This is a genomic window from Paraburkholderia phenoliruptrix, assembly GCF_047325075.1.
Lineage (GTDB): Bacteria > Pseudomonadota > Gammaproteobacteria > Burkholderiales > Burkholderiaceae > Paraburkholderia > Paraburkholderia phenoliruptrix.
In genome coordinates this window covers 750,261-771,950 of record NZ_CP168530.1, presented here as the reverse complement: position 1 = coordinate 771,950, position 21,690 = coordinate 750,261, and the positions used below count along the sequence as shown (strand labels likewise).

Below are 21,690 nucleotides of genomic sequence, written 5' to 3'. Positions count from 1 at the left end.
CATACGTGCAGCCCTGTGGCAGTGCGTCCTTTTCATGTGCTTCATGTGGTGGAGCACGCACGCGTTCGGCGCCGGCCTCAGCCCGACGAGCGGCGACGAACAACATGCGCTCGCGTTGGGCCCAATACAGGCATTCGAAGATGTCAGCGGCAAGATGACATGGCAGGACATTGCCGCCTTCTCTGATGGCAACCCGCACCGCTTCGTGACTGTGGACGACAAGCGCTTAAAACCGGGCTTCACTCGCTCTGTCTGGTGGCTGCGCGTGGACGCGAGCAACCGCGGCCTGACAGCCGTTCCCCTCGTTCTCGCGCTTCTCGACGCGCGCCTCGAACACGTGGACTTTTACGTGAAGCGCAGCGGTAATTGGACCTCTTCCAATTCAAGTCCAGACAATCCAGCCTCCTCGCAAGTTTTATCGCGCTATCCGCAAATGGAGTTCACGCTTGCGCCGGGTGAACAGTTGCCTGTTCTCATCCGCGTAACGAGCGATACCGCGCTCGCGCTGGAACCCGTGCTTTATTCGACGGCGGCGTTCGACGCGCTCGAAAAACGCGCCGCGCTGTGGGATGGCGGATTGATCGGCGGGACTTTGGCATTGGCGTGGTGTGCGTTGCTGATCGCCTATTTTTCGCGCAGCGGCTCGTTTCTCGTGCTGGCGGCCATGTGCTTCATGACCGCGCTGTTCGACGCGGCAGATCGCGGGTACACGAAAATATACTTCTGGCCGCATGCAACCGACTGGAACTCCAGAAGTGTGACGGTGTTCGGCTGCACGGCCGTTTTTCTGTTCATCGTGTTCATCCTGCGCATGGCAAGCAACGAAAAAGCGAATCTGCCGGCGCGCTACATTCTGTTGAGCTTCGCGTTGTTCGAGTGCATCGCGGCCGCGGGGGCGGCATTCGGTAATCTGTTCGTCTTCGTTCAACTCGGCATGTACGGCAACGCCGTTTTCGGCATCGTCCAGATCGGCGTGGCTGCAACGCTCGCCCGGCGCTCGACGCCAACTGCGCGCATCATGCTGCTGGCAGTGATCTTCGCGCTATTCAATTTCGCATTGCGCATGCTCGAAACACTCGGCTCATTGCCGCCGGGTCTCGCCTGGTTGAAGTCCGATATTCATCCGAACCCGGTCGTCTCGGTGATTGGGCTCGCCACTCACCTGATCGTGCTGGCGGCATGGATCAACCACGTCGGCAAACAGCGCCTCGCGGCCAGAGCCGAACTTGCCGATTGGCAGAGAACCGAGCACGACCGGCTCCGCGAGCAAGTCGAACGGCGCACATTGGAACTCAATGAAGCGCTGCTTTACGCGGAAGAGAGAAACCAGCAAAAGATCGAAACGCTTGGCTATGTCAGTCACGATCTTCGCGCGCCGCTCGCCACTATTTCCAGCTATGCACGGCTGCTGCTGGATGCGGCGGATTCGAAGCAAAGTACGTTGATCCACGCCATTGAGCGCAGTGTGAATTACCAGCTCGGTCTGATCGACGAGCTGATCGGCTATGCGAAGGCCGAATTGCAACCGCTGGATATCGCGCCGACCGAAACCGACCTGCCTTCGTTGCTGGATGACATCGCCGAGTACGCGGTGGCGCTCTGCGCGCAATTGAACAACCAGTTCCACTATCAGGCATTGACCTCGTTGCCCCGCCAGTTGACGATCGACGGCCGCCGCTTGCAACAGGTACTGCTGAATCTCTTATCCAATGCCTCCAAGTTCACGCGCGACGGCACGGTCATGATGACAGTCAGAGCGCGCCGAAGTGGCCGGCACTGGCACATGGGCTTCGAGGTCGCGGATACCGGCATCGGTATCGAACTCGAAGAGCAGTCCAAACTGTTCACCGCCTTTCGCCAGATACAAAGCGTGAACGGCAGCACAGGGCTTGGCCTTTTTATCGCACAGCGCATTGTCAAGACCATGGGCGGCCAGTTGCGCGTGGCGAGCGCGCCGCGTGAGGGAACGTCATTCTCGTTTGAACTCGTCGTTGCCATTGCCGACGATTGGGAGGCATCGCCGCGGAACGTCGTACCGTATTCATCGAGCTGGGCTGCATCGCCGCGGCTTCACATCGGGCGGCCGCGTGTCGACGCCGTTCCTCCTGACAGCGATCGCCGGCAATTGGCCGTGCTCGCAAAAGACGGGCGCCTGACTGACATCGAACAATGGATCGAGAACATGCTCGCGCTTCACCCGTCATGCGCGGCGTTTCTCACCGAAGTTCGCCATTGCGTGGAAGCGCTGGACTTCGCAGGTGTCGAAGCGCTCGCCCTCACACCGCACGACACCACCAACGTCTCATGAAAGCGAGCACATGGCCTTATTGCGTTTAAACAATGAACACCCGCGCCCGCAGAACCATGGGCAATTGGTGACAGGCGGAACGTTCCGGGCAAGGCGCGCGGGCCGCCATGCCATCTTGACCGCGATGAAGGGCATGGTGCTCGCCGCGGCCGCCGGCCATGCTCACGCACAGGTGATGCAATCGGCACAAGACGCGACCGCGCAAGTCGACGCGACGCCCGGCATCTCGCTGCCTGCGATCACGGTGAAAGACCCGCGCAATGAGTCGTCGGTGGGACTCGTCGGCAAACGTAGCCAAACCGGCACCAAAACAGACACGCCGATCGCTGAGATTCCTCAAACAATCAACGTCGTCACCGCGGAGCAGATCGAGATGACGGGCGCGACCGACATCAACCAGGCGCTGCGCTACATACCTGGCTTCTCGTCCTTCGGGTCGGATGCGCGCACGGACTGGTATGCGGCGCTGCGCGGCTTTACGCCAACGTTGTTCGTCGACGGATTGCAGACGCCGAATACCGCGGCCCTCGCCGCCTGGCGCGTCGACCCTTATATGATCGACAGTGCCACCGTGCTGCGCGGGCCGACCTCGGTACTGTACGGCGCCGGCGACCCGGGCGCGATCGTCGACGTGCAGACGGCGCAAGCCGACGGCACGCGCGTGCGCGAAATCGGCGTGCAACTCGGCAACTACGCGCGCAAGCAAACGATGATCGATCTCGGCGACACGCTCGACGCCGACGGCAAATACGCCTATCGCTTTCTCGGCGTGGCGCGCGACGGCAACGCACTGACCGGGCCGAACATGGACCAGCGTGTGGCGCTCGCGCCGTCGTTTCGCTGGCGGCCGAACGCAAGCACCTCGCTGACACTCACCGCGACGTACCTGCAAGACCGCGGCGACATTTCATATAACTTCCTGCCGGCGCAAGGCACTGTCTTGCCGAATCCGAACGGCCCATTGTCACCGGACGTCTATATGGGCGATCCGGCGTTCAATCATTATCAGAAGAAGCAGCAGTCGGTCGGCTACCAGTTTTCTCATGACCTGGATTCGATCTGGACGCTGCATCAGAACCTGCGCTGGATGCATCTTTCCGGCGACGACGGGTCGGTCTTCGGCGCTGGGTTTGCACCGCACAGCATGACCGACATGACGCGCTATGCAGGCCTGTTCCAGATGAACTACAGCCGTTTCGACGTGGACAACCACGCGCAAGCGCGCTTCGGCACAGGGCCACTGGAACACACGCTGCTGCTCGGCTTTCAGTACAACAGGCAGACGACGACCGAAAGCGTGTGGCTCGCCCAGGCGCCGTACCTCGATCTTTACAACCCGGTCTATACGCCGGTTAGCACTGCAATCTTTTCCGGCCGCACGTCGTTCGGTCACACCGACACCTATACGGCGATGAACACATTCGCCACCTACGCGCAGGACCAGATCAAGGCGGGGCGATGGACCATGACGCTCGGCGGCCGCGAGGATTGGGTCGACATGCACGAGGACAACCGTCAGACCGGCACCCGGAGCAAACAGACTGACAGCGCGTTCTCGGGCCGGGTCGGGCTCACCTATCAGGGCGACTATGGGTTGTCGCCCTACGTCAGCTATTCGACTTCGTTCAATCCGGTCATTGGCGTCAACATGAACGGGGCCGGTCTGCCCAAACCGACGCGCGGCCGCCAGATCGAGGCCGGTCTGCGCTGGCAGCCTGCCGCCAGGAATGTGCTGCTGAGCGCCGCCGTCTACGAGATCCATCAGACGAACGTCGTCACGCCGGCCCCGGCGAATCTGGATCCGACCGGCACCTCGTTCGTGCAGACGGGCGAGGTGCGTTCGCGCGGCGTCGAGCTGAACGCTGTGGGCAATATAACGCGCGATCTGTCCATCATCGCGTCGTACGTCTATCAGGACGTGAAGAACATCAAGGCCAACGACGCGTCGCTAAACCATTGGCCGGTCGACGTTCCGCGTCCGCGTCAGATGGCGTCGCTGTGGACCGACTGGACATGGCATACGGGCGCGTTAGCGGGCTTCGGCATGGGCGCTGGCATCCGCTATCAGAGCGCGCTGGCCGGCGCGCCCGACAACTCGCTGAGAATCGCGAGCTACACGGTGTACGACGCCGCGCTGCACTACGACACCCGCAACTGGCGTCTCGCACTGAACGCGGCGAACCTGTTCGACCGTCGCTATGTGAGCGGCTGCCAATCGTACGCTGTCTGTGTATTCGGCAACGAGCGCACTGTGCTGGCCAGCGCCAGATACAACTGGTGAGGAAGCCATGCGAGCTGCCGGCACGCCCGGCACTTTTTTGGCGGACGTGCTGCAACACCTGACACAGCGGCGGTGTCACATCCGCACAACGCTGGCCGGGCTCGCCTCGACACTCGGGGTTCGCGCCGCGCCTTGTCTGCCGCCGCGGATCGCATGCGCCGCGGGTTCCGGGCGATGAAAGAAATACCCCTGGAACTTAGACACGCCGAGCCGGCGCAGAAACTGCAACGTCGCGTGATTTTCGATGCCCTCGGCCACGAGGTCGATCTCCATGTCGGCGGAAATGGAGACTGCCGCCTTCACCAGCGCCTGGCTGATCGGACCGGAGACGATGTCGGACGTCACCGAGCGATCGATCTTGATGCCGTCCACCGCGATCCGCTTGAGCACATCGAACGAGTTGTAGCCGGTGCCGAAATCGTCGAGATAAATTCGCACACCGTACGATCTGACCATGGCAACGAAGGCCAGCTCCTCTTCCGTCCAGTTGATTTCCTCGAGTTCGGTAATCTCGATCCACAGCATTGCCGCCACGCCGAGATTATCGGACAGCCGCTCGATCAGCCAGTTGCGAAACAGCGGATCCGCAATCGACCGCGCGCCGAGATTGACCGACAGATACGGGCACGGCGTGCCCCGATGCTTGACGCGCAGGCCATACAGCAATGGCAGCGCCTGATTGAAGATCATCTGGTCGATCCTCGTCATCAGATCGAAACGCTTGGCGGCTGACAAAAACATATGAGGACCGACAGGCTCGCCGGACGAATCCACGAACCGCGCCAATGCTTCATAGCCGAATATCTCGCCGTCCGCCGACACGATCTTCTGCAAAAACAGCTTGAAATAACCGTTCTCGAGGCCCTCCTGAATGCGGTACGACCATCCGGTCGTCAGACGCGCGTCGACAATGGATGCCGCGTCGGGCCGATAAACGCAGACGCGATCGCGTCCCTCGCGTTTCGCGGCGCGGCAGGCGGCGTCGGCCCATGCCAGGCAGGCTGCGGCGCTCGCGGTTCCTGCAAGCACACTCGCCAGACCGACACTCGCTCCGGGCACAAAGAGCCGCCCGTCGTGGACAAACCGATAGGCGTTCAACGCAGTGACGATGCGGTTCGCGACGGCGAGCGCCTGCTCCTCGTCGACGCCATGCAACAGCAGCACGAACTCGTCGCCGACGAGCCGGCTCACCGTATCCGCCAAGCGGGCATGCTGGCGCAGCAAATGGGCAACTTCGGCGAGCAGCCGGTCGCCCGCGTCATGGCCGCAAGCGTCGTTGACAACCTTGAACCGGTCGAGATCGACATATAGCAGACAAAGTGTCTCGTCGTGCCGGCCCGCGCCGCCGACGGCCTGTTCGAGCCGCCGCATGAAGCCGCGTCGATTGAGCAGTCCCGTGAGTTCATCCTGCATGGCTTGGGTGGCCAGCGCTTCTGTCAACGCATGCACCTTTTCGGCGTCCTGCAGCACGGTAACGGTGCCGAGAATCTTGCCGTCCATCGCATGAAGCGGAGAACAGGAGATGGTCACGACGCGTCTTTGCTGACCGCTTGCCCGCAGGCCGACAAAATCGTCGATGCGCACGGGTTCGCCCGACGCGAGCACCGATACCGCCGGGCACGGCAGCGCCCTGGCCGTGCCGATTTCAAGCAGTCGCAGAACCGATGCGATCGGCTTATCCACGATGTCCGCGATCTCCATGCCCATGAGCTTCGCGGCCGCCACATTGCACAGCGTCACCGTGCCGTTCAGATCGGTGCGGATTACGCCTTCCGCGAGCGAGGTCAGCGTCACTTGCGCGAGCTCCTGCGCTTCGTACAGCGCGGCATCGCGCTGCACGCGCTCGGTGATGTCCTCGACCATTAAAAATGCTTCGGATGGCTGATCATCGGCGTCGTAGGCGGTGACGACGAGATGGCTGCGCACCTGAATCACGACGCCGTCGCCGCGCGTGTAGCGCTTCTCGATCACCGCGCGCCCGTTACCCGACTTGACGCGATCGGGCATCGCCGATAAGGGCCGGGTCGGGTCGTCGTGCACCGTGATCTGCCGGAACGACCTGCCGATCAGGTCGGCCTTCTCATAGCGCAGCAGCTCGCACATCGCATTGTTCGCGTCGACGATCACGCCCTCGCCCACCACGATCGCGAATCCGACCGGCGTGTTCTCGAACGATGCACGGAAGAAGCGCTGCGAATCTTCGAGTGCGGCTTGCGTGTCCTTGAGCGACGTGATGTCGTGCGCCTCCGCGAAGATGCGCACCACCTCGCCGCTCTCGCCGCGCAGCGGCCACATCGACATGTCGGTGCTCATGATGCGTCCATCGGCGGCACGCTGGCCGATCTCGAACTGAACATACTCGCCGCTGGCCGCGCGACGCACGCCGTCCCTGACGCGCGCGCGGTCGCTGTCGTCGAGCCACCAATGACCTTCCCACAGGTACAGCGAGCGTGTTTCTCCGGCGCTCAGCCCCGTGAATGCGTGGACCACCGGATTGACGGCGACATGCCTGCCGTCGGGGTCGAGCACGGCAATGAAGCGCCGCGTCGTCTCGAAGATGCCGCGGAATCTCGCCTCGCTCTCGCGCAGCGCCTGATCGGCGCGCTTGCGCGTGTCGATATCCATCAGCGTGCCGATGATGCGCAGCGGCTTCCCGGCGTCGTTCCAACGGACCACCTTGCCGCGGTCGCTGACCCATTTGTAATGCCCGTCGCCGTGCCGCACGCGCAGTTCGCACTCGTAGTGGCCGCAGCGGCGCTCGAAGTGGGCTGTCTGCGCGCGCTGGTAGGCCGCGACGTCATCGGGATGCAGACGGGCGAGCCAGTCCGCGGCCTTTGTGAAATTTGTGTGCGAGGCACCGACAATTTCGAGCATGCGGTCCGAGTAGAACACGCTGTCCAGTTCGATATCCCAGTCCCACAAGCCGATTTGGGCGTTCTCGATGGCGAGCGTCGCGCGCGTTTCGGACACGGCGAGCGCGTCGCGGGTTTCCAGCAGCTCCGTCACGTCCTGGACGACCGACACCGCGGACACGTCTGCGGTGTCTTGCGCGCCCTCGAGCAACGATACATGGACGCGCAGGTCGAGCGGCTTGCCGTCGCTTCGCAGATGGCGCCTCACGAGACTGAGACGCCCGCCCAGCTCGCGCGCCGTCAGCCGGATCTGCTCGAAACCGCCGTGCGGATCGTCGCCGGCCGTCAGATGACCGGCCTCGGTACCGATGAGTTCATCGCGGGCCGCGCCGACGATCCGGCAATACGCCTCGTTGACGCCCAGCAGACGCGCACCGGGCGTACCGTCGTGGATCGCGAGCCCGAGCGGCGCATGCTCGAAAGCCGCGCGGAAAATGCGCTCGGAACGGTTCAACGCCTCGACGGCCTGATGGAGCTGCGCCTCGAGTTCCAGCTCGGTCTCAAGCCGCCTGATGTCTTCAAGACCCGACCCGTCCGCCGCCGGCTCGCGCGCCAAGGCGCGCGACGCATCATCGCGCCTGCGCCTCCATGCCTGAAATACCGTGCGAAGCTTCATGATGACATGTCGATGGTTGCGGACGGGCTCCCGGTCATGCGCTTTCCCCTATTCGTACTCATGGTTCATTTCCTTGTTCTGCCCGCCCGCGAGGTAGCGCATTTCCTCGGGGCGCGCCGGCACGCGGCGATCCAGCTACTCAACCCGTGTTAACGGCACGGTTGCGCCAAAGTCTTACATTCCGTCGACAACAAATGCCGTCAGGTTTTCCTGAATTTGCCGTGAGGAATCGTGCCGCCCTTTGCCCACACGCCCGAGCAGTGGCGCGCGGCCCTGCATGCGTTCAGGCTTTCCTTACCCGATTCTGATCGCGCTTACAGTGCCGGGCTTGCGTCCGTTCACGACATCTCTCATAGTCTGCGTCTTGCGCGTTTTCGGGCGGCCCGACTGTGCGCCGATCCCTCATGACACGACTGGACTGTTGACAATGGCGGCGGAACAAAGCTTGGCGACTGAACTCATCGATGCGCGAACCGATGCGCCGCACGCGCATGCTTCGAGCCGACGCGCGCGCGTGCTTCCCGGCGCGGTTGCGCTGATGTCGGTAGTGGTCTTTCTGGTCGCCGTGCCGTTCGCGAAGATACCGCTCGCTCAGGTGCCGGCCTTTATCCCGGTGTATGAGTCCGCGCTCGTTCTCAACGATCTGATTACCGCCATGCTGTTGTTCGGCCAGTCGGTGATCGCCCGTTCGCGGGCGCTCGGCGCGTTGGCGAGCGGCTACCTGTACACGTCGGCGACGGCGCTTCTTCATATGCTGAGCTTTCCCGGCCTGTTTTCGCCGACAGGGCTTCTGAACGCGGGACCGCAAAGCACGGCCTGGATCTACATGTTCTGGCACGCCGGTTTTCCGATCTTCGTGATCGCCTATGCGCTGCTGAAGGACAGCAAAGAGGCGCGCATGACAGGAAAGTCCGTCGCGGCAAGCACGCTGGCGCTGACAGTGGGCGCCGTGCTCGGTCTCGCGGCGGCCATGGTCGCTCTGGCGACGGCGGGCGAATCGCTGCTGCCCCACATCATGCAGAACCACCACTACGCGCCGGCAATGCAGTGGGTCGCGGGATCGACGTGGGGCCTCTGTCTTCTCGCGCTGGTGGTGCTGTATCGGCAAAAGTCGCGCTCGACCATCGACCTATGGCTCATGGTCGTGCTATGCGCGTGGATCTGCGACGTCGCGCTCAGTGCCGTGTTCAACGAAGGCCGTTACGACCTCGGCTTCTATGTCGGGCGAATCTACGGCATGTGCGCGACGAGCTTTGTTCTGCTGTTGCTGCTGGTCGAAAATACCTTTCTTCATTCTCGACTTGCCGCGGCACTCGACGAACTGAAGCGGCTCGCCACGACGGACCCGCTGACGGGCGTCGCCAACCGCCGCGCATTCGAAGCCGCATTGACGGCGCACTGGCAACGCGCGTTGCACGACCGGTCCACGCTGTCGTTGCTGATGATCGACATCGACTTCTTCAAGCTTTTCAACGACCGCTATGGTCATGTGGAAGGCGACCGCTGCCTCGTGCTCGTCGCCGAATGTCTCGCTCGTGCCGTGCGGCGCGGCAGCGATCTGGTGGCGCGCTATGGCGGCGAAGAGTTCGTGGTGCTGTTGCCGGACACGAATGCCGCGTCGGCGGCGCACGTCGCGCGGCGGATGTGCGACGCCGTGACGGCACTCTGCATTCCTAACGAAGGCTCACCATCCTTTCGCAAGATCACGATCAGTGTCGGCGTCGCGAGCCGTGTTATCGATGCCGGCGCCGAGACCACGGTGCTCACGCGTGCCGCCGATCACGCGCTCTATCTCGCGAAAGCCGCGGGGCGCGGCCGCGTCGAACAGGCCGCCCATGCAGAGCGACAGCAAGACGCGTGACAGGAGACGCCCGCGGGCGTCAGGCCGCTGAGCGCGTTGGCAGTCAGGCCGCGGGCGCCACGGACGCGCCCGCAATGCCATGCCGCTCGAGCGAATCGGCAACGAAGCCCGAGGCCTTCATTTCCTCGACGAACATGCAGAGCGCCGCGGCTGCCGCTTCGCCGCGGCTTTTCGGCGTGCCCATCGCCTGTTGAATCACCATGAAGCGCTCGTCGAGCAGACGCAGCCCCGGCGTGCTTCGCGCATCGGCCTCGAGTTGCTGCTTCACGCCCGCTGCCACTTCGAGGCCCTGTTCGAGGAAGGTTCGCACGACGGTCGGCGAGGTGGGTGCACGCACGATCTGCGCGGCTTTCAACTGGCGGGTCAGAAAGAGATCGTAAGCACTGCCTTTACCGACCGCGACGCGGTTGTGCGGCTGATCGACGTCTTCGTTCGTGCGGACCGACGAGTCGTCGCGCACCATGTAAAAGCCTTCGATCAGCACATACGGCGCGGTGAAGGCAATGGTCTCGCCGCGCAACGGATCGACGGCAAAGAAGCCGCAGTCGGCGCGCTCCTCGCTCACCGCCTGCACCGATTTGCCTGCCGTGTCGAACACCACGAGCGCCAGTTTCACGCCGAGCTGCTTCGCCAACGCACGCGCGAGATCCACGGAAACGCCGAAGGGCTCGCCGGTTTGCGGGTCTTTGTTCGCGAGGATCGGATTGCCGAGATTGATCGACGCACGCAGCTTGCCCGTGGGCGCGAAAGCGGAGACGACACTTGGATCGATATTCATGATGTGCTTGTTGCGGCCGCTCGTGGTGGGATGAGCCGGCCGCCGACCGCGCCGCCGCCTGACTTCCTCAAAGCAATTCGATGGTAGGCCGTGGCGGATTCGAACCGCCGACCAACGGATTAAAAGTCCGCTGCTCTACCAGCTGAGCTAACGACCCGCCTCTGCGCGCCCGTCACCGCGAGCGTCTATTGGACTAGCGCACCATGGGACCATGGGACCGCGGCGAAGCGAATGCCGCCGCTGCTAGCCGATCTCAATCGTCCGGCTAGCAGGCCGCAGCGGCTCCCGCTTGGGTACCGTTAAAGTTAGCACGCCTTTGTCGAACTTGGCCAGTGCCCGCTCGGGGTCTGCTTCCTCGGGCATCGGGATCGTGCGCACGAACGTTCCGTATGCGCGTTCGAGCCGGTAACAGCCGTCCTCCTCGCTGTGCACGTCCTGCTTTTTCTCGCCGCGCAATACGAGCGCGCCGTCTTCCACACTGACGGTCAAATCTTCGCGCGCCATGCCCGGCAACTCTACTGTGACGCGCAGCACCTTGCCTTCATCGACCACGTCGATACGCGGCTGGAAGCGCGACGAACTGAAATCGCCGAACCATCGTTCGAGCGCGCCGCGGCCCGCAAACGGATCGTGAAAGAACTCCTCCACCGCGCGCCACGGATCGCGTGGAAAAAGCCGCGAAATGTCAGGCCACGCGGCCCGCCACTGCTCGTTTGCCGAGGTCTCGTGCGCACTCTCCGCCTCGGGCTTGCGGCCGGAGCCGCGAAGAAACTTGAAAGGGTTCCACTTTCTCGGATCGGTGTTCATCGCATCCTCCTTCGCGTGCGATACGAAACCCGCACACCGGCGCTGACGCGCGCCTCGCGAAACACGCAGCGCGTCGCAACGCGACTGCGGAGCCGAAAATAAAATAGGTCGGCGCCGAACGAATTTCAAGTACGCTTTTTGCAGGCGATGCAGGCCGCCAGCGCGTCTTTATCCATAGAAAAGCTTTGTTACATGCGCACTGCGCAATCGGCTCTTGAAGTCGCCGAGCAGAGGCCTTATTTCGTTTTCCGCCGGCGTGCCGGCGACGGCTGTGCCATTGCGCTCGCGGCCGGCGGAGCCGCTTTTTGCATGTGCCGCGGCCGCGTTGCGCGACATTCGAACACCTCGAATAGCTATGGAACTGACGCTCACTATCGACTCGCGTCCCTTGACGCTGGAACTCGACGACGTGGTGGCCGGCCTGCTTGCCGTTCGCCTGAACCTGCCCTCGGACGCCGACACGCGCGCAGCGCTGTGCCGTTATCTGAGCGATGCAGGCGGCCCATGGATGCTGGACGAAAACCATATGCGCAAGCGCATATTGCGGCGCCTGATCCTCGATATCGCCGATCCTGCGCTGGTCATCCGCTATCTGATGATCGAGCAACCGCACTGAGGGGCGGCGCTGCGGCTTGAACGCCAGCCCTCTTTGTGCGGCGCGGCGACGGCGCGCGCCGGCTCCCGGCGACGCGTCACAGCGCGGATTGCGCCATGTCTGCCGAGCTGTTGCCGGCGCGTTCCCGTTGCGCCAGTTCGATGCGGCATTTGCCGGCTCGTTTCGCGCGATAAAGCATTTCGTCCGCGCCGGCCAGCGCTTCGCCCAGGCTCTCCGCTCGCGCGCAGTCGTTGATGCCGGCGCTAAACGCAAACGCCAGCTTGCCGTTCGCCCCAGGCACCGGGCATCTGACCGCGGCGAGCACGTTGCCGATGCATTGGGCCGCCTCGGCCATCGACGTCTGCGGAAAAAGGATCGCGAACTCTTCGCCGCCGAGCCGCCCAAACACGTCGCCCGGGCGCATATGCCGCTGCACTTCCCCGCCGAACTCGGCGAGAACGCGGTCGCCCGCGGCGTGCCCGTGGCGGTCGTTGATCGCCTTGAAATCGTCGATGTCGATAATCGCGACGCTCAGCTCCCCGCCCGCGTTACGGGCCACGCGCGAAAGCGCCTCGCCGCGAGCGATGAATGCGCGGCGCACGAGGGCGCCCGTCAGGTCGTCGAACGTAGCGAGGTTCTCGACTTGCTGCATGAGCCGGTCGTTCGCCAGCATCACGAGCCCGATAGAGAGAACCGGCAGCGAAAGAATGCTGATGCCCAGAAAGCCGAAATCGGGCGCGACGTGCGTCGGCCATTGCATCGACGGATCGGCGAAAAAGGCATTCAGCATGCCGCGCGCGAAATAAACCACACCGCCTATCAGCGCGGCGCAAAGCACGAGCCAATGACCGTACTGCGGCCGCCCGCCCACGCGAGAACTCCAGATGATCCAGCCCACGGCGATGCGCGAATACGCGAGCACAAACGACATGACCGCGGCGCGGGAATTGATATCGGGCGAGATCCACGTCCAGTACACCAGGGCGAACGCCGCTGCGCCCCATGCGAGGTGCTCAGCGGCCGGCGCCGTGCGCTTGCCGACGAAGGCGCGGCAGCCTTGCAGCATGAGCGACGCGCCCGCGAGCACGAACAGACACGAAGCGAGCAAGACAACCGACGACGGGCGAGCCTGCGTGATGAACAGCACGCCCGATGCCGCCGCGAACAGGCAATGCGCCGCAAGCCAGCGACGCAGTCCGGCCACCTCGTAGCGTGCAAGATAGCCCAGCACGGCTGCGCTGGAAAGGCACGAAACGAATACGGTGGCGAGTAGTGCGGCGGAACTGGACATGGTCTTCGGCGTTATTTTTGGGCCGCCTCTGCGGCGTGCGGCCTTTGGTCTTTACATGGTGTCCGCTCCTGCCGTCCACTGCGGCAGCCCTCGTACGGACAAACTTCGTTTTAATCGCTCATCGCGCTAACGTTCCTTCCTTCGACGGAATGCCCACCATGCCGTCAATCCCGTGAAGCACGCGACCAGCGCCACCATCACCCAGAAACCGTGATGGTTCTCGGCAAACGGAATACCGCCCACATTCATGCCGAAGAAACCTGCAACGATATTGATCGGCATCGCGAGAACCGTCACGAGAGTCAGTGTGAACAGCGTGCGGTTATTCTGCTCTTCCAGCCGGGAAATGATCTCTTCCTGCAGCAGCCTCACGCGTTCGATCAGACCCGCCATGTCGGAAAGTACCACGGAGAACTCTTCCGTCGACTCGCGCAAGTCCTGCACGTCCTCATGCTGAAGCCAACGCGGCGGTCTCGCGAGCAAGCGGAAAATCGCGCCCGGTTCCGGTGCCAGCATGCGCTGCAAGCGCGTCAGCATGCGTCGCATCGCGCCCAGATCGAGCCGGTTTTGCGTGGGGCGCTGCGAGAGGAAACGGTCTTCGATACGATCGACGTCGGCGCTCGTGCGTCGAACGATCTGCACGAGCAGATCGGCCTGATCTCGCATCAGATGAACCAGCAGTTCCACTGGCGAGCGAAATATTTCCCCTTCTTTTACAGACGCGCGCAAGCGGTCCACTGAGCGCAGCGGCTTCAATCGCGCCGTCACGATGATCCGCTGATGCGCGTAAATCCACAGTGTGGCGATCTCCGACGGAATGAACTCGAGATTGAACATCACGTCGTTCACCACCGCGCGCAGTGCGCCGTCCGCCTGTTCGATGCGCGTGGAGTGCGAGCCTTCGCGCAAGGCATCGAAAAACGTCTCGGGCAAATTCAGTTGCGCGCGCATCCAACGCTCGCTCGCGCTGTGCGCGAGGTTGAAATGCAACCACAGGAACTCGTCCCCATGCGCGGCGGCCCCATCCTGGTGCGCGCGCAGCCAGTCGAGCGCGTCGTCGGCGGAAATGGGCCGGCCTGCCTGCGTGGGCGAAAAGATAAAGCCGCACACAATGCCGGACGAATCCGAGCCGTAGGTTTGCAGCAGGAGTTCAGATTTCATAAGTCTTTCAGGCTTGTTTTCCGCATCCCGTTCGTCACACGCGCAATTTACCAGCCGAAGATGAAGCGCCGATGGCCGCCATCGCCACTTCACGCGACCGTCATATTGCCTTAACCGGCGGGCCGCCATAACGATTTGCCATTGAGCGAATGCTTCATAGCAAATTTCAATCGTCCGCAAACCTTTGCGCGCACTTCATCAGGGGTAACCGCCCTAAGACATGCTGCGAGCGCGCCGTTATTGAGTGTGGCACCGGCGAAACCGATATCCGATAGTGTGCTGCGGACCGGCATTGCCCGGGCGTCTGAAGCCCTCAAATAGTTTTCGGCCAGCAAGTGGCGACTGGAGTCCAGAATCATGAACTTTCATCATCTGTCGGAAAAGGCAAAGCTGACTGCCGCGTTTGGTTCGCTTGCGGTCGTCGTGTTGATCGTCTCCGCGAGCTCGCTGATTGCGCTCAACGACGCGAACGAGCGCTTCGCCGGCTTTGTCAGCGGCATCAATGCGCGTGCGCAGATGGCGGAGTCGTTGCGCAACGCGGTCGACGCCCGTGCAATGGCGGTGCGCAACCTCGTGCTCGTTTCGTCGCCTGCGGACGTCGACATTGAAAAGGCCGCGGTCGTCGATGCCGAGAAGCAGGTGGAAGCGAGGCTCCAACAATTCAATGCGATGGTGGCCGAAGCCAAGGACATCAGCGAGACCGCCCGTTCGCTCGCCGGTGAAATATCGCGCATCGAACAGCTCTATCGCCCCGTCGCACTCCAGATCAATAGCCTGGCATTGAGCGGTCAGCGCGATGCGGCCGTTGCCGACATCGCCTCGAAATGCCGTCCGTTGCTGACTGCGTTGACGAAGGCGACCAATGCATACCTCGACGTGACCCATGAACGCGCGAAAATGATGGCGCAAGAGTCGGAGGAGCGCTTTGTGCAACAGCGCAATCTGTTGATCGCGTTCTGTATCGGCGCGATTGCCCTTGCCGTCGCCGCCGGCATTGTCATCACACGCGGCCTGATGCGCGCGCTCGGCGCCGAACCTGTGGCACTCGCCGAAGTCACGCGGCGCGTGGCCGAGGGCGATCTGCGCAGCGTCCCCGGCGCGAGCGAGGCGCCGGCCGGCAGCGTGCTGGCTTCGATGGGCGAGATGCAGTCGAGCCTCGTTCGCCTGATCGGCAATGTCCGCAGCGCCGCCGACAGCATTGCGACCGGTTCGAGCCAGATCGCGTCGGGCAATGTCGATCTGTCGTCGCGCACGGAGCAGCAAGCGTCGTCTCTTCAGGAAACCGCATCCAGCATGGAAGAATTGACGGCCACCGTGAAACAGAACGCGGAGAACGCGCAGCAGGCCAGCACCTTGTCGGCCAATGCGTCTGAAGTGGCGATGAAGGGCAATGGCGTAGTGGGTGAAATGGTCGGCACGATGGGCGAGATCAGCGCGAACTCCACGCGCATTGCGGAAATCACAGGCCTGATTGAAGGCATTGCGTTCCAGACCAACATCCTCGCGCTCAACGCGGCAGTGGAAGCGGCGCGTGCCGGCGAACAGGGCCGCGGCTTCGCCGTGGTGGCGAGCGAGGTGCGCAACCTCGCGCAACGCTCGTCGAGCGCCGCAAAGGAGATCAAGGACCTGATCAGCACGTCGGTGGAAAAGATCCGGGACGGTTCGTCACTGGCCGACAAAGCGGGCATGACAATGGCAGAAGTCACGCAGGCCGTGGCGCGCGTGACGGACATCATGGGTGAAATCGCGGCGGCGTCGGCGGAACAGAGTCGCGGCATCGAACAGGTGAACCTGGCCATCACGCAGATGGACGAAGTCACGCAACAGAACGCCGCCCTGGTGGAAGAAGCGGCGGCCGCTTCGAAGTCGCTTGAAGATCAGGGTAAGCAGTTGAATCAGTCGGTGTCGTTCTTCCGTCTCGACGGTGCAGACGCAGCGACACGGCATGCGTCCGGCGCTGTGCAGCCCGCGCAGCCGCGTGCACGGGTTGCTTCTGTGCGCAAGACTTCTGTGGTGGACAAACGCGCGGCAGGGGCGAGCTTGCGGCCGGTCGCTGTGGCGACGGCTTCCGCAGGGGCAACGGGTCACGGTGAGGGCTGGGATACGTTCTGATCGTCAATTCGAACAGCCAGCCGCACGTATCGGGCGAATTAGCGCTTCGGCGCCGTGACAAGCTGTAACGGCGTCTCGATGACCGGCGACAATTCGCTCTGTTTTCGCTGCTCGGTCACGGCCTTCAGCGCGACGTCCATGCCGAACACGGCCTGACGGTCGGCGAACTGATTGACGGTGGCGAGCACGTGGCCGTCCGCAATCAACGGTTTGATCGCATCGATCGCGTTGTAGCCGGTGATGTACACGCTGCCGGTGCGGCCCGCGTCGCGCACCGCATCCGCCGCACCCATTGCCATGTTGTCGTTTGCGCATAGCAAACCGCGGATCTGCGGATGCTGGCCCAGCATTTTCGAAGCGATGTCGCGGCCTTTGCCATACTCCCAGTCGCCGGCCTCGGTCGCCACGACCTGCATGCCGGCAGCGGTCATCGCTTCCTTATAGCCTGCCGTGCGCTGCTGTGCATTGCGATCGGCCGCAATGCCCTCGATGATCCCCACCTGATCGCCGGCCTTCAGCCGCTCGGCCAGATAGTTCGCCACCAGCATCGCGCCCTTGCGGTTGTCAGGGCCCACAAACGGCACGGAGATTTTCGCGGCGTCCTGCAAGGCCTCGTCGAGCGGATTGTCGATCGTGATGACGATGATGCCCGCCTTGATCGCGCGCGCGACCACCGACGTCAACCCTTTCGAGCCCGACGGCGCAAGCACGATCGCGTTCATCTTCGCGGCGATCATCTGCTCGACAATGCGGATCTGGCCGGCCGTATCGGGCTCCGTCGCGGTTCCGCTCACGGTCAGCACGAATTGCGACGCGTAGTGCTGCTGATAATTTTTCGCCGCGTTCGCCATGGCCACCGTGAACGGGTCGCTCAGCGACTTCAGCACGAGCGCGATCTTCGGCGTGCCGCTTTCCACGGCCGCTGCGCCGGCCGCGCGCGCGAGACCGGCCGCAGCCAGTGCACCGGCGATCAGCACGCGGCGGCGCATGCTCTGCGTCATGGTTGCTCTCCTTCGTGGCAGTGCTCGTCGACCGCATGAACGCCAACGGATGAACGCGGACCGGCGGGCCCGCCAGCGGCTCGTCTCGTCGACATCAACGAGCCTTCAGGGCGAACAGTTCGGATGCGATCTGTTCGAATAACGGCCGGCTCGCGACCTCTTCGCTGAGGCAACTGTCCCTCAAGCCGGTCAGTTTTGCAGCGACCTCGGCTGACGCAAGCGAATCGCTCCAATCGCAGCGCGCGGTCAACTCCTCGAGCAGACAGCCATACGCCCTGACTTCGAGACGCTCCAGCGCCGCGCCCGCTTCGCGATTCTCCGTCGCATAGAAAGAAGCGGCGCCGAAGTCTCCTAACAATACACGTGCCTGCCCATCGTGCAGAATGTTGTGCGCGTACAGGTCGCCATGCATGACGCCTCGCCGGTGCAAATGGCGCGCAGCGGAGGCAATACCGTACGCCATCTCGACCACGTCGGCGGGTTTGAAGCGCGTGGCCGCGTCGTAAATGTCGCGCGTGCACGATTCGAAGTTCGGCGGCCCGGCCAGATTGCGGTACTGCGGCGCGATCAGTTCCATCACGAGCCCGTGCGCATTGGCCGGATGGTCCTTCACTTTTCCGGCGACGGCAATCAGGTTCGGGTGATCGCCGGACTGAATGCAGGCCGCCATTTCACAGTCCGGCAAGCCGTCGCTCGTGACCGCGCCCTTGAACAGCTTCACTGCGACAGGCCGCGCCGCATTCGCCGATGTGCGAAGTTCGGCGCGGTATATCACGCCTGACGCACCCTCGCCGAGCGGCTCGTGCAGACGCAGATCGTTCCAACCGATCCCGGCTATCGGCGTATCGTCCAACGCGGCCGCCTCCAGTGCCTCGCCAAATGGATTGCCCGCATAAGCGAGCCATGCGAGGCGCGGCATGCGAAACAGCCACGCCGGCAGTTCATCGAGCCGATTCGCGGCAAGCCGCAGCAACTCGAGCCGCGAACAGGCAGCCAGTTGTTCGGGAAGACAACGCAGACGATTGCCCGCCAGCATCAACTTCTGCAGATCACTGCAACGGCCGATTTCGGGCGGCAGCGTGTCGATTTCGTTGTCCGTGAGAATCAGCCAGCGCAGGCGCGGCGGCAACGCATGCCCCGCCACGGTGCGAATACGATTCGCCTTGAAGCCGACCATGCTCAGTTGCGGACACTGCCCCAGCACCGGCGGCAATTCCGTGAACGGATTATTCGACGCAAACAGAATGCGCAATTTGCGGAGCCGCGCAAAGTCGTCCGGCAGTGCGGTCAGCGCATTCCCCGACAGATCGAGAACTTCGAGCGTGTCGGCGAGATCCAGAATTTCGCGCGGAAATTCGGTCAGCCCGCACGCGAGTTTCAAGTGGCGTGTGCCCGCCAGCTGTCCCGCTTGCAGTTGTTCAAGTGTCGTTGTCACAGTGGTAGAAAGATCCGGTGGCGGCCTTGCATCGTGCGCGAAGGGTCGATTTTACTGAGTCGCGCGGCAACACGCTGCTTCACCGCCCGCCGCCCGTCTGAATCCTTCATACTTGACGACCACACAGACAGCAAGATTCGAAGTGTTTCTGCGCGACGCAACGTGCACACTGAAATCGTCGCGACGCACACTTCCATTTGCAGGAGCAGACAAGTGACTTACGCATACAAGCTGATGGATTCACCGGTCGGCCAATTGAAACTGGTTGCGCGCGGCGAACGCCTCGCCGCCATTCTGTGGGAGAACGACAAGCCCAATCGCGTGCGGCTGGGTGAAGTGACGCATGACGACGACCGGCCGATCCTGCGTGAAGCCGAGCGCCAGTTGAACGAGTATTTCGCCGGCAAGCGGCAGACGTTCGACCTTGCGCTCGACTTTCAGGGCACCGAGTTTCAAAAGAAAGTATGGGCCGCCTTGCTGACAATCCCGTTTGGCCAGACGCGCACTTACGCGCAAATCGCCGCGCAGATCGGCAATATCAACGCGGTGCGCGCAGTCGGCGCGGCGAACGGGCGGAACCCGATTTCAATCGTGGCACCCTGCCACCGCGTGATCGGCGCGTCCGGCGAACTCACCGGTTTTGCGGGCGGCCTGGCGAACAAGATGCTGTTGCTGTCTCTCGAAGCGGGACAAACGTCGCTGGAAGCGGGCGTAGACCGGCGAACGCTGGCCGTTAAAGGTCCGGTCAAAGAGACGGTCAAACCCGCTGACAAAGCTGACAACGCTGACAAACGCCCACGGCCCGCGCCCGCACCTGCGCCCGCTCGCGAACTGCAAACCTCGTTATTCGACGATTGAGGGCACGCATCACCGCGTCGCCGAAACCGAAAGCAGGCTTGCCTCTAAGCCGTCGAAGAAAGCACGCGCTGCGATCATGCAGGAGCCGGCCACCAGCTCGCCGTGATAGGCGCGCAATACCGCCGACGCGCCGCCGTCTTTCGCGCCGGCGGCAACCGCCTCTTTCGCAACCGCGGACTTGGCGCCGGCAAAGCCCTGCTTGATCGCCGCAAATGGATCGTCCGATCCGCCGGCAGCCGAGTCGACATCCAGTACCGAAGTCAGCCCCGCAGGCACCTTCGCCTTCAGCCAATACGCCTCTTCCATGCGTGTGTTGAAGAAAAACACCATGGGATCGGCCGCGCCGCCGCACAGCAGGACCGGCGCTTTCGGCACCCAGTTGCGCAAATCGTTGCGCCTGAACGCCTGCCGCAGCGGCTGCATGGGAGTCGCCGCCGGCGCGAGGGCCGGCGTTGCATCGGGGAAGGCGCCGTCGGGATGCGCGGCGGCGTCTTCGAGCAGCGCGCGGCGATAGCTGTTGCGTACGAGATTTGCGTCGCCGAAACCTGCTGCGAACAGCGGCGCGAATGCCGGTGGCGTCAGAGAGGGCGCTGCGGGCGGCGTCAGAGACGCAAACTGCGGACCCGGCGGCGTGTTGCTGAAAAGATGCGACGGCGGCAAGCTGCCTTGCGAAAAGAGCGTATCGAGCGATTGCGCGCTCGGCAGCAGATGTTCTATATGAGGCGCATAGGCAGCTTCAAAAAACTCGGCCGGCTGGCGATACAGGTTCTTGTAGGCCCGCTGATAACCTGTCACGGCCAAGGTCGTGAACAGCGTCGAGCCAAGCGCGACCTGCCCCGCAGTGATCGCGTCGGCTGTCGCGGCTAGTGCGTAGGGCCCGGAACCCGGAGCGGAAGCCGTCACGCTGACGCCCGCTGCCTGCAACGCGCGATGCGTCGCGAGCGCGACAAAGCCGCCCTGCGAATAACCGGTGATGAACAGCTTGCCGTTCTCGCGTGCGGCGGCGGTCGCGCCGTCGCCTTTCATGACGACGCGCGCCGCGTGCAGCGCGTCGATCATATCGGCGGATTGCTGGTCGGCGTTCAGGTACGGATGGTACGGAAGATCCGAGCCGGCATAGCCCGCGTAGTTGCTCGCCGCGACGATGTAGCCGTGAGCCGCATACATCGCGGCGACGCTCAGGCCCTCCCCGGCGCCCTCGTTGTCCGGGTCGGTCCGTGTGATGTCGGCGAGATTGTATTGGCTGTACGCGGTGGTGCCGTGCGCATACAACATCAGCGGACGCGGCCCGCTGCAGGTTCGGGACTCGCCTTGCGGGATCATCAGTGCCCCGCTCGCGGTGGCCGCTTCGCCGGCGCCGCCGATGGTCCGGTAGCGGAAATACACGACCTGCACGCCGCAGACAGGCGCGCCCGCCATCTGCATGAGTTGCTGCCCGGAGGGGCTGGATGCCAGCACGTCCGACAGCGCCGCGGCGCTCAGCCGCAATGTGACGCGATGGTCGAGCAGCTGACCGCGCGCGCGGCACGCGTGATCGCAATTTGAGCCGGCCTGGGCCCTCGTGCCGATGGTCAACGCGACGCATGACAGAAGGACGAGGGTCGTGGCGCGGATGGGCTGTGGCATGCGAGGCTCCGGGCGAAATCGCTAGGATAGCGCCTGAACAGCGCCAGG

The 21,690-nt window shown here is 63.3% G+C and carries 15 protein-coding genes and 1 tRNA gene; 6 read left to right on the top strand and 10 right to left on the bottom strand.

Annotated elements, in window-relative coordinates; genetic code table 11:
• Positions 1 to 43 precede the first annotated feature (43 nt).
• A complete protein-coding gene (locus ACEN8U_RS03415) occupies positions 44 to 2,308 on the top strand; it encodes a sensor histidine kinase (RefSeq protein WP_368608160.1) in 2,265 nt (754 codons plus the stop codon).
• 133 nt (positions 2,309 to 2,441) lie between these two features.
• Positions 2,442 to 4,589, top strand: a complete 2,148-nt coding sequence (locus ACEN8U_RS03410; RefSeq protein WP_368577833.1) for a TonB-dependent siderophore receptor — start codon at positions 2,442 to 2,444, stop codon at positions 4,587 to 4,589.
• 75 nt (positions 4,590 to 4,664) lie between these two features.
• On the opposite strand, the gene ACEN8U_RS03405 is transcribed toward ACEN8U_RS03410, so the two are convergent.
• A complete protein-coding gene (locus ACEN8U_RS03405) occupies positions 4,665 to 8,117 on the bottom strand; it encodes a PAS domain S-box protein (protein ID WP_310109699.1) in 3,453 nt (1,150 codons plus the stop codon).
• Positions 8,118 to 8,562: 445 nt separating this feature from the next.
• Between ACEN8U_RS03405 and ACEN8U_RS03400 the strand changes: the two genes are divergently transcribed.
• Positions 8,563 to 9,978, top strand: a complete 1,416-nt coding sequence (locus ACEN8U_RS03400) for a sensor domain-containing diguanylate cyclase (protein ID WP_310109700.1) — start codon at positions 8,563 to 8,565, stop codon at positions 9,976 to 9,978.
• Positions 9,979 to 10,021: 43 nt separating this feature from the next.
• Here the strand turns inward: ACEN8U_RS03400 and ACEN8U_RS03395 are convergent, their stop codons facing one another.
• The 3 genes from ACEN8U_RS03395 to ACEN8U_RS03385 form a co-directional block, all read right to left on the bottom strand.
• Complete coding sequence (locus ACEN8U_RS03395) at positions 10,022 to 10,756, bottom strand: ABC transporter substrate-binding protein (protein ID WP_310109701.1); 735 nt, start codon at positions 10,754 to 10,756, stop codon at positions 10,022 to 10,024.
• Between the two features lie 81 nt (positions 10,757 to 10,837).
• Positions 10,838 to 10,913, bottom strand: a tRNA-Lys gene (locus tag ACEN8U_RS03390).
• A gap of 86 nt (positions 10,914 to 10,999) precedes the next feature.
• On the bottom strand, positions 11,000 to 11,563 hold the full coding sequence (locus ACEN8U_RS03385; RefSeq protein WP_310109703.1) for an Hsp20/alpha crystallin family protein: 564 nt from the start codon (positions 11,561 to 11,563) through the stop codon (positions 11,000 to 11,002).
• Between the two features lie 355 nt (positions 11,564 to 11,918).
• Between ACEN8U_RS03385 and ACEN8U_RS03380 the strand changes: the two genes are divergently transcribed.
• Positions 11,919 to 12,179: a hypothetical protein gene (locus tag ACEN8U_RS03380; RefSeq protein WP_013591030.1), complete on the top strand. Its 261-nt coding sequence runs from the start codon at positions 11,919 to 11,921 to the stop codon at positions 12,177 to 12,179.
• Between the two features lie 76 nt (positions 12,180 to 12,255).
• Here ACEN8U_RS03380 and ACEN8U_RS03375 read toward each other — a convergent pair whose 3' ends face one another.
• The 3 genes from ACEN8U_RS03375 to ACEN8U_RS03365 all read right to left on the bottom strand — a co-directional run bounded on the left by ACEN8U_RS03375 (position 12,256) and on the right by ACEN8U_RS03365 (position 14,969).
• Positions 12,256 to 13,449, bottom strand: a complete 1,194-nt coding sequence (locus ACEN8U_RS03375; RefSeq protein ID WP_310109704.1) for a GGDEF domain-containing protein — start codon at positions 13,447 to 13,449, stop codon at positions 12,256 to 12,258.
• A 126-nt stretch (positions 13,450 to 13,575) separates the two neighbouring features.
• Positions 13,576 to 14,610, bottom strand: a complete 1,035-nt coding sequence (locus tag ACEN8U_RS03370) for a transporter (protein WP_310109706.1) — start codon at positions 14,608 to 14,610, stop codon at positions 13,576 to 13,578.
• A 110-nt stretch (positions 14,611 to 14,720) separates the two neighbouring features.
• Entirely contained in the window at positions 14,721 to 14,969 is a 249-nt protein-coding gene (locus ACEN8U_RS03365; RefSeq protein WP_310109707.1) for a hypothetical protein, read from the bottom strand.
• Here ACEN8U_RS03365 and ACEN8U_RS03360 point away from each other — a divergent pair.
• Positions 14,968 to 16,722, top strand: a complete 1,755-nt coding sequence (locus ACEN8U_RS03360) for a methyl-accepting chemotaxis protein (RefSeq protein ID WP_310109709.1) — start codon at positions 14,968 to 14,970, stop codon at positions 16,720 to 16,722. The genes ACEN8U_RS03365 and ACEN8U_RS03360 overlap by 2 nt on opposite strands.
• A 38-nt stretch (positions 16,723 to 16,760) precedes the next feature.
• Here ACEN8U_RS03360 and ACEN8U_RS03355 read toward each other — a convergent pair whose 3' ends face one another.
• Both ACEN8U_RS03355 and ACEN8U_RS03350 read right to left on the bottom strand, forming a co-directional pair.
• Complete coding sequence (locus ACEN8U_RS03355; protein WP_310109711.1) at positions 16,761 to 17,723, bottom strand: substrate-binding domain-containing protein; 963 nt, start codon at positions 17,721 to 17,723, stop codon at positions 16,761 to 16,763.
• Between the two features lie 94 nt (positions 17,724 to 17,817).
• A complete protein-coding gene (locus ACEN8U_RS03350; protein ID WP_310109713.1) occupies positions 17,818 to 19,158 on the bottom strand; it encodes a leucine-rich repeat-containing protein kinase family protein in 1,341 nt (446 codons plus the stop codon).
• 213 nt (positions 19,159 to 19,371) lie between these two features.
• On the opposite strand from ACEN8U_RS03350, the gene ACEN8U_RS03345 reads away from it, so the two are divergent.
• Positions 19,372 to 20,016, top strand: coding sequence for a methylated-DNA--[protein]-cysteine S-methyltransferase (locus ACEN8U_RS03345; protein WP_310109997.1), 645 nt, complete (start codon positions 19,372 to 19,374; stop codon positions 20,014 to 20,016).
• 9 nt (positions 20,017 to 20,025) lie between these two features.
• Here the strand turns inward: ACEN8U_RS03345 and ACEN8U_RS03340 are convergent, their stop codons facing one another.
• Positions 20,026 to 21,642, bottom strand: a complete 1,617-nt coding sequence (locus ACEN8U_RS03340; RefSeq protein WP_310109714.1) for an alpha/beta hydrolase — start codon at positions 21,640 to 21,642, stop codon at positions 20,026 to 20,028.
• Positions 21,643 to 21,690 lie beyond the last annotated feature (48 nt).

What these genes read in the sequence shown, in the direction of transcription:
- ACEN8U_RS03415 (WP_368608160.1), top strand. Translation starts at nt 44, where the DNA reads ATGTGGTGGAGCACGCACGCGTTCGGCGCCGGCCTCAGCCCGACGAGC.
- ACEN8U_RS03410 (WP_368577833.1), top strand. Translation starts at nt 2,442, where the DNA reads ATGGTGCTCGCCGCGGCCGCCGGCCATGCTCACGCACAGGTGATGCAA.
- ACEN8U_RS03405 (WP_310109699.1), bottom strand. Translation starts at nt 8,117, where the DNA reads ATGAAGCTTCGCACGGTATTTCAGGCATGGAGGCGCAGGCGCGATGAT.
- ACEN8U_RS03395 (WP_310109701.1), bottom strand. Translation starts at nt 10,756, where the DNA reads ATGAATATCGATCCAAGTGTCGTCTCCGCTTTCGCGCCCACGGGCAAG.
- ACEN8U_RS03385 (WP_310109703.1), bottom strand. Translation starts at nt 11,563, where the DNA reads ATGAACACCGATCCGAGAAAGTGGAACCCTTTCAAGTTTCTTCGCGGC.
- ACEN8U_RS03380 (WP_013591030.1), top strand. Translation starts at nt 11,919, where the DNA reads ATGGAACTGACGCTCACTATCGACTCGCGTCCCTTGACGCTGGAACTC.
- ACEN8U_RS03375 (WP_310109704.1), bottom strand. Translation starts at nt 13,449, where the DNA reads ATGTCCAGTTCCGCCGCACTACTCGCCACCGTATTCGTTTCGTGCCTT.
- ACEN8U_RS03370 (WP_310109706.1), bottom strand. Translation starts at nt 14,610, where the DNA reads ATGAAATCTGAACTCCTGCTGCAAACCTACGGCTCGGATTCGTCCGGC.
- ACEN8U_RS03360 (WP_310109709.1), top strand. Translation starts at nt 14,968, where the DNA reads ATGAACTTTCATCATCTGTCGGAAAAGGCAAAGCTGACTGCCGCGTTT.
- ACEN8U_RS03365 (WP_310109707.1), bottom strand. Translation starts at nt 14,969, where the DNA reads ATGATTCTGGACTCCAGTCGCCACTTGCTGGCCGAAAACTATTTGAGG.
- ACEN8U_RS03355 (WP_310109711.1), bottom strand. Translation starts at nt 17,723, where the DNA reads ATGACGCAGAGCATGCGCCGCCGCGTGCTGATCGCCGGTGCACTGGCT.
- ACEN8U_RS03340 (WP_310109714.1), bottom strand. Translation starts at nt 21,642, where the DNA reads ATGCCACAGCCCATCCGCGCCACGACCCTCGTCCTTCTGTCATGCGTC.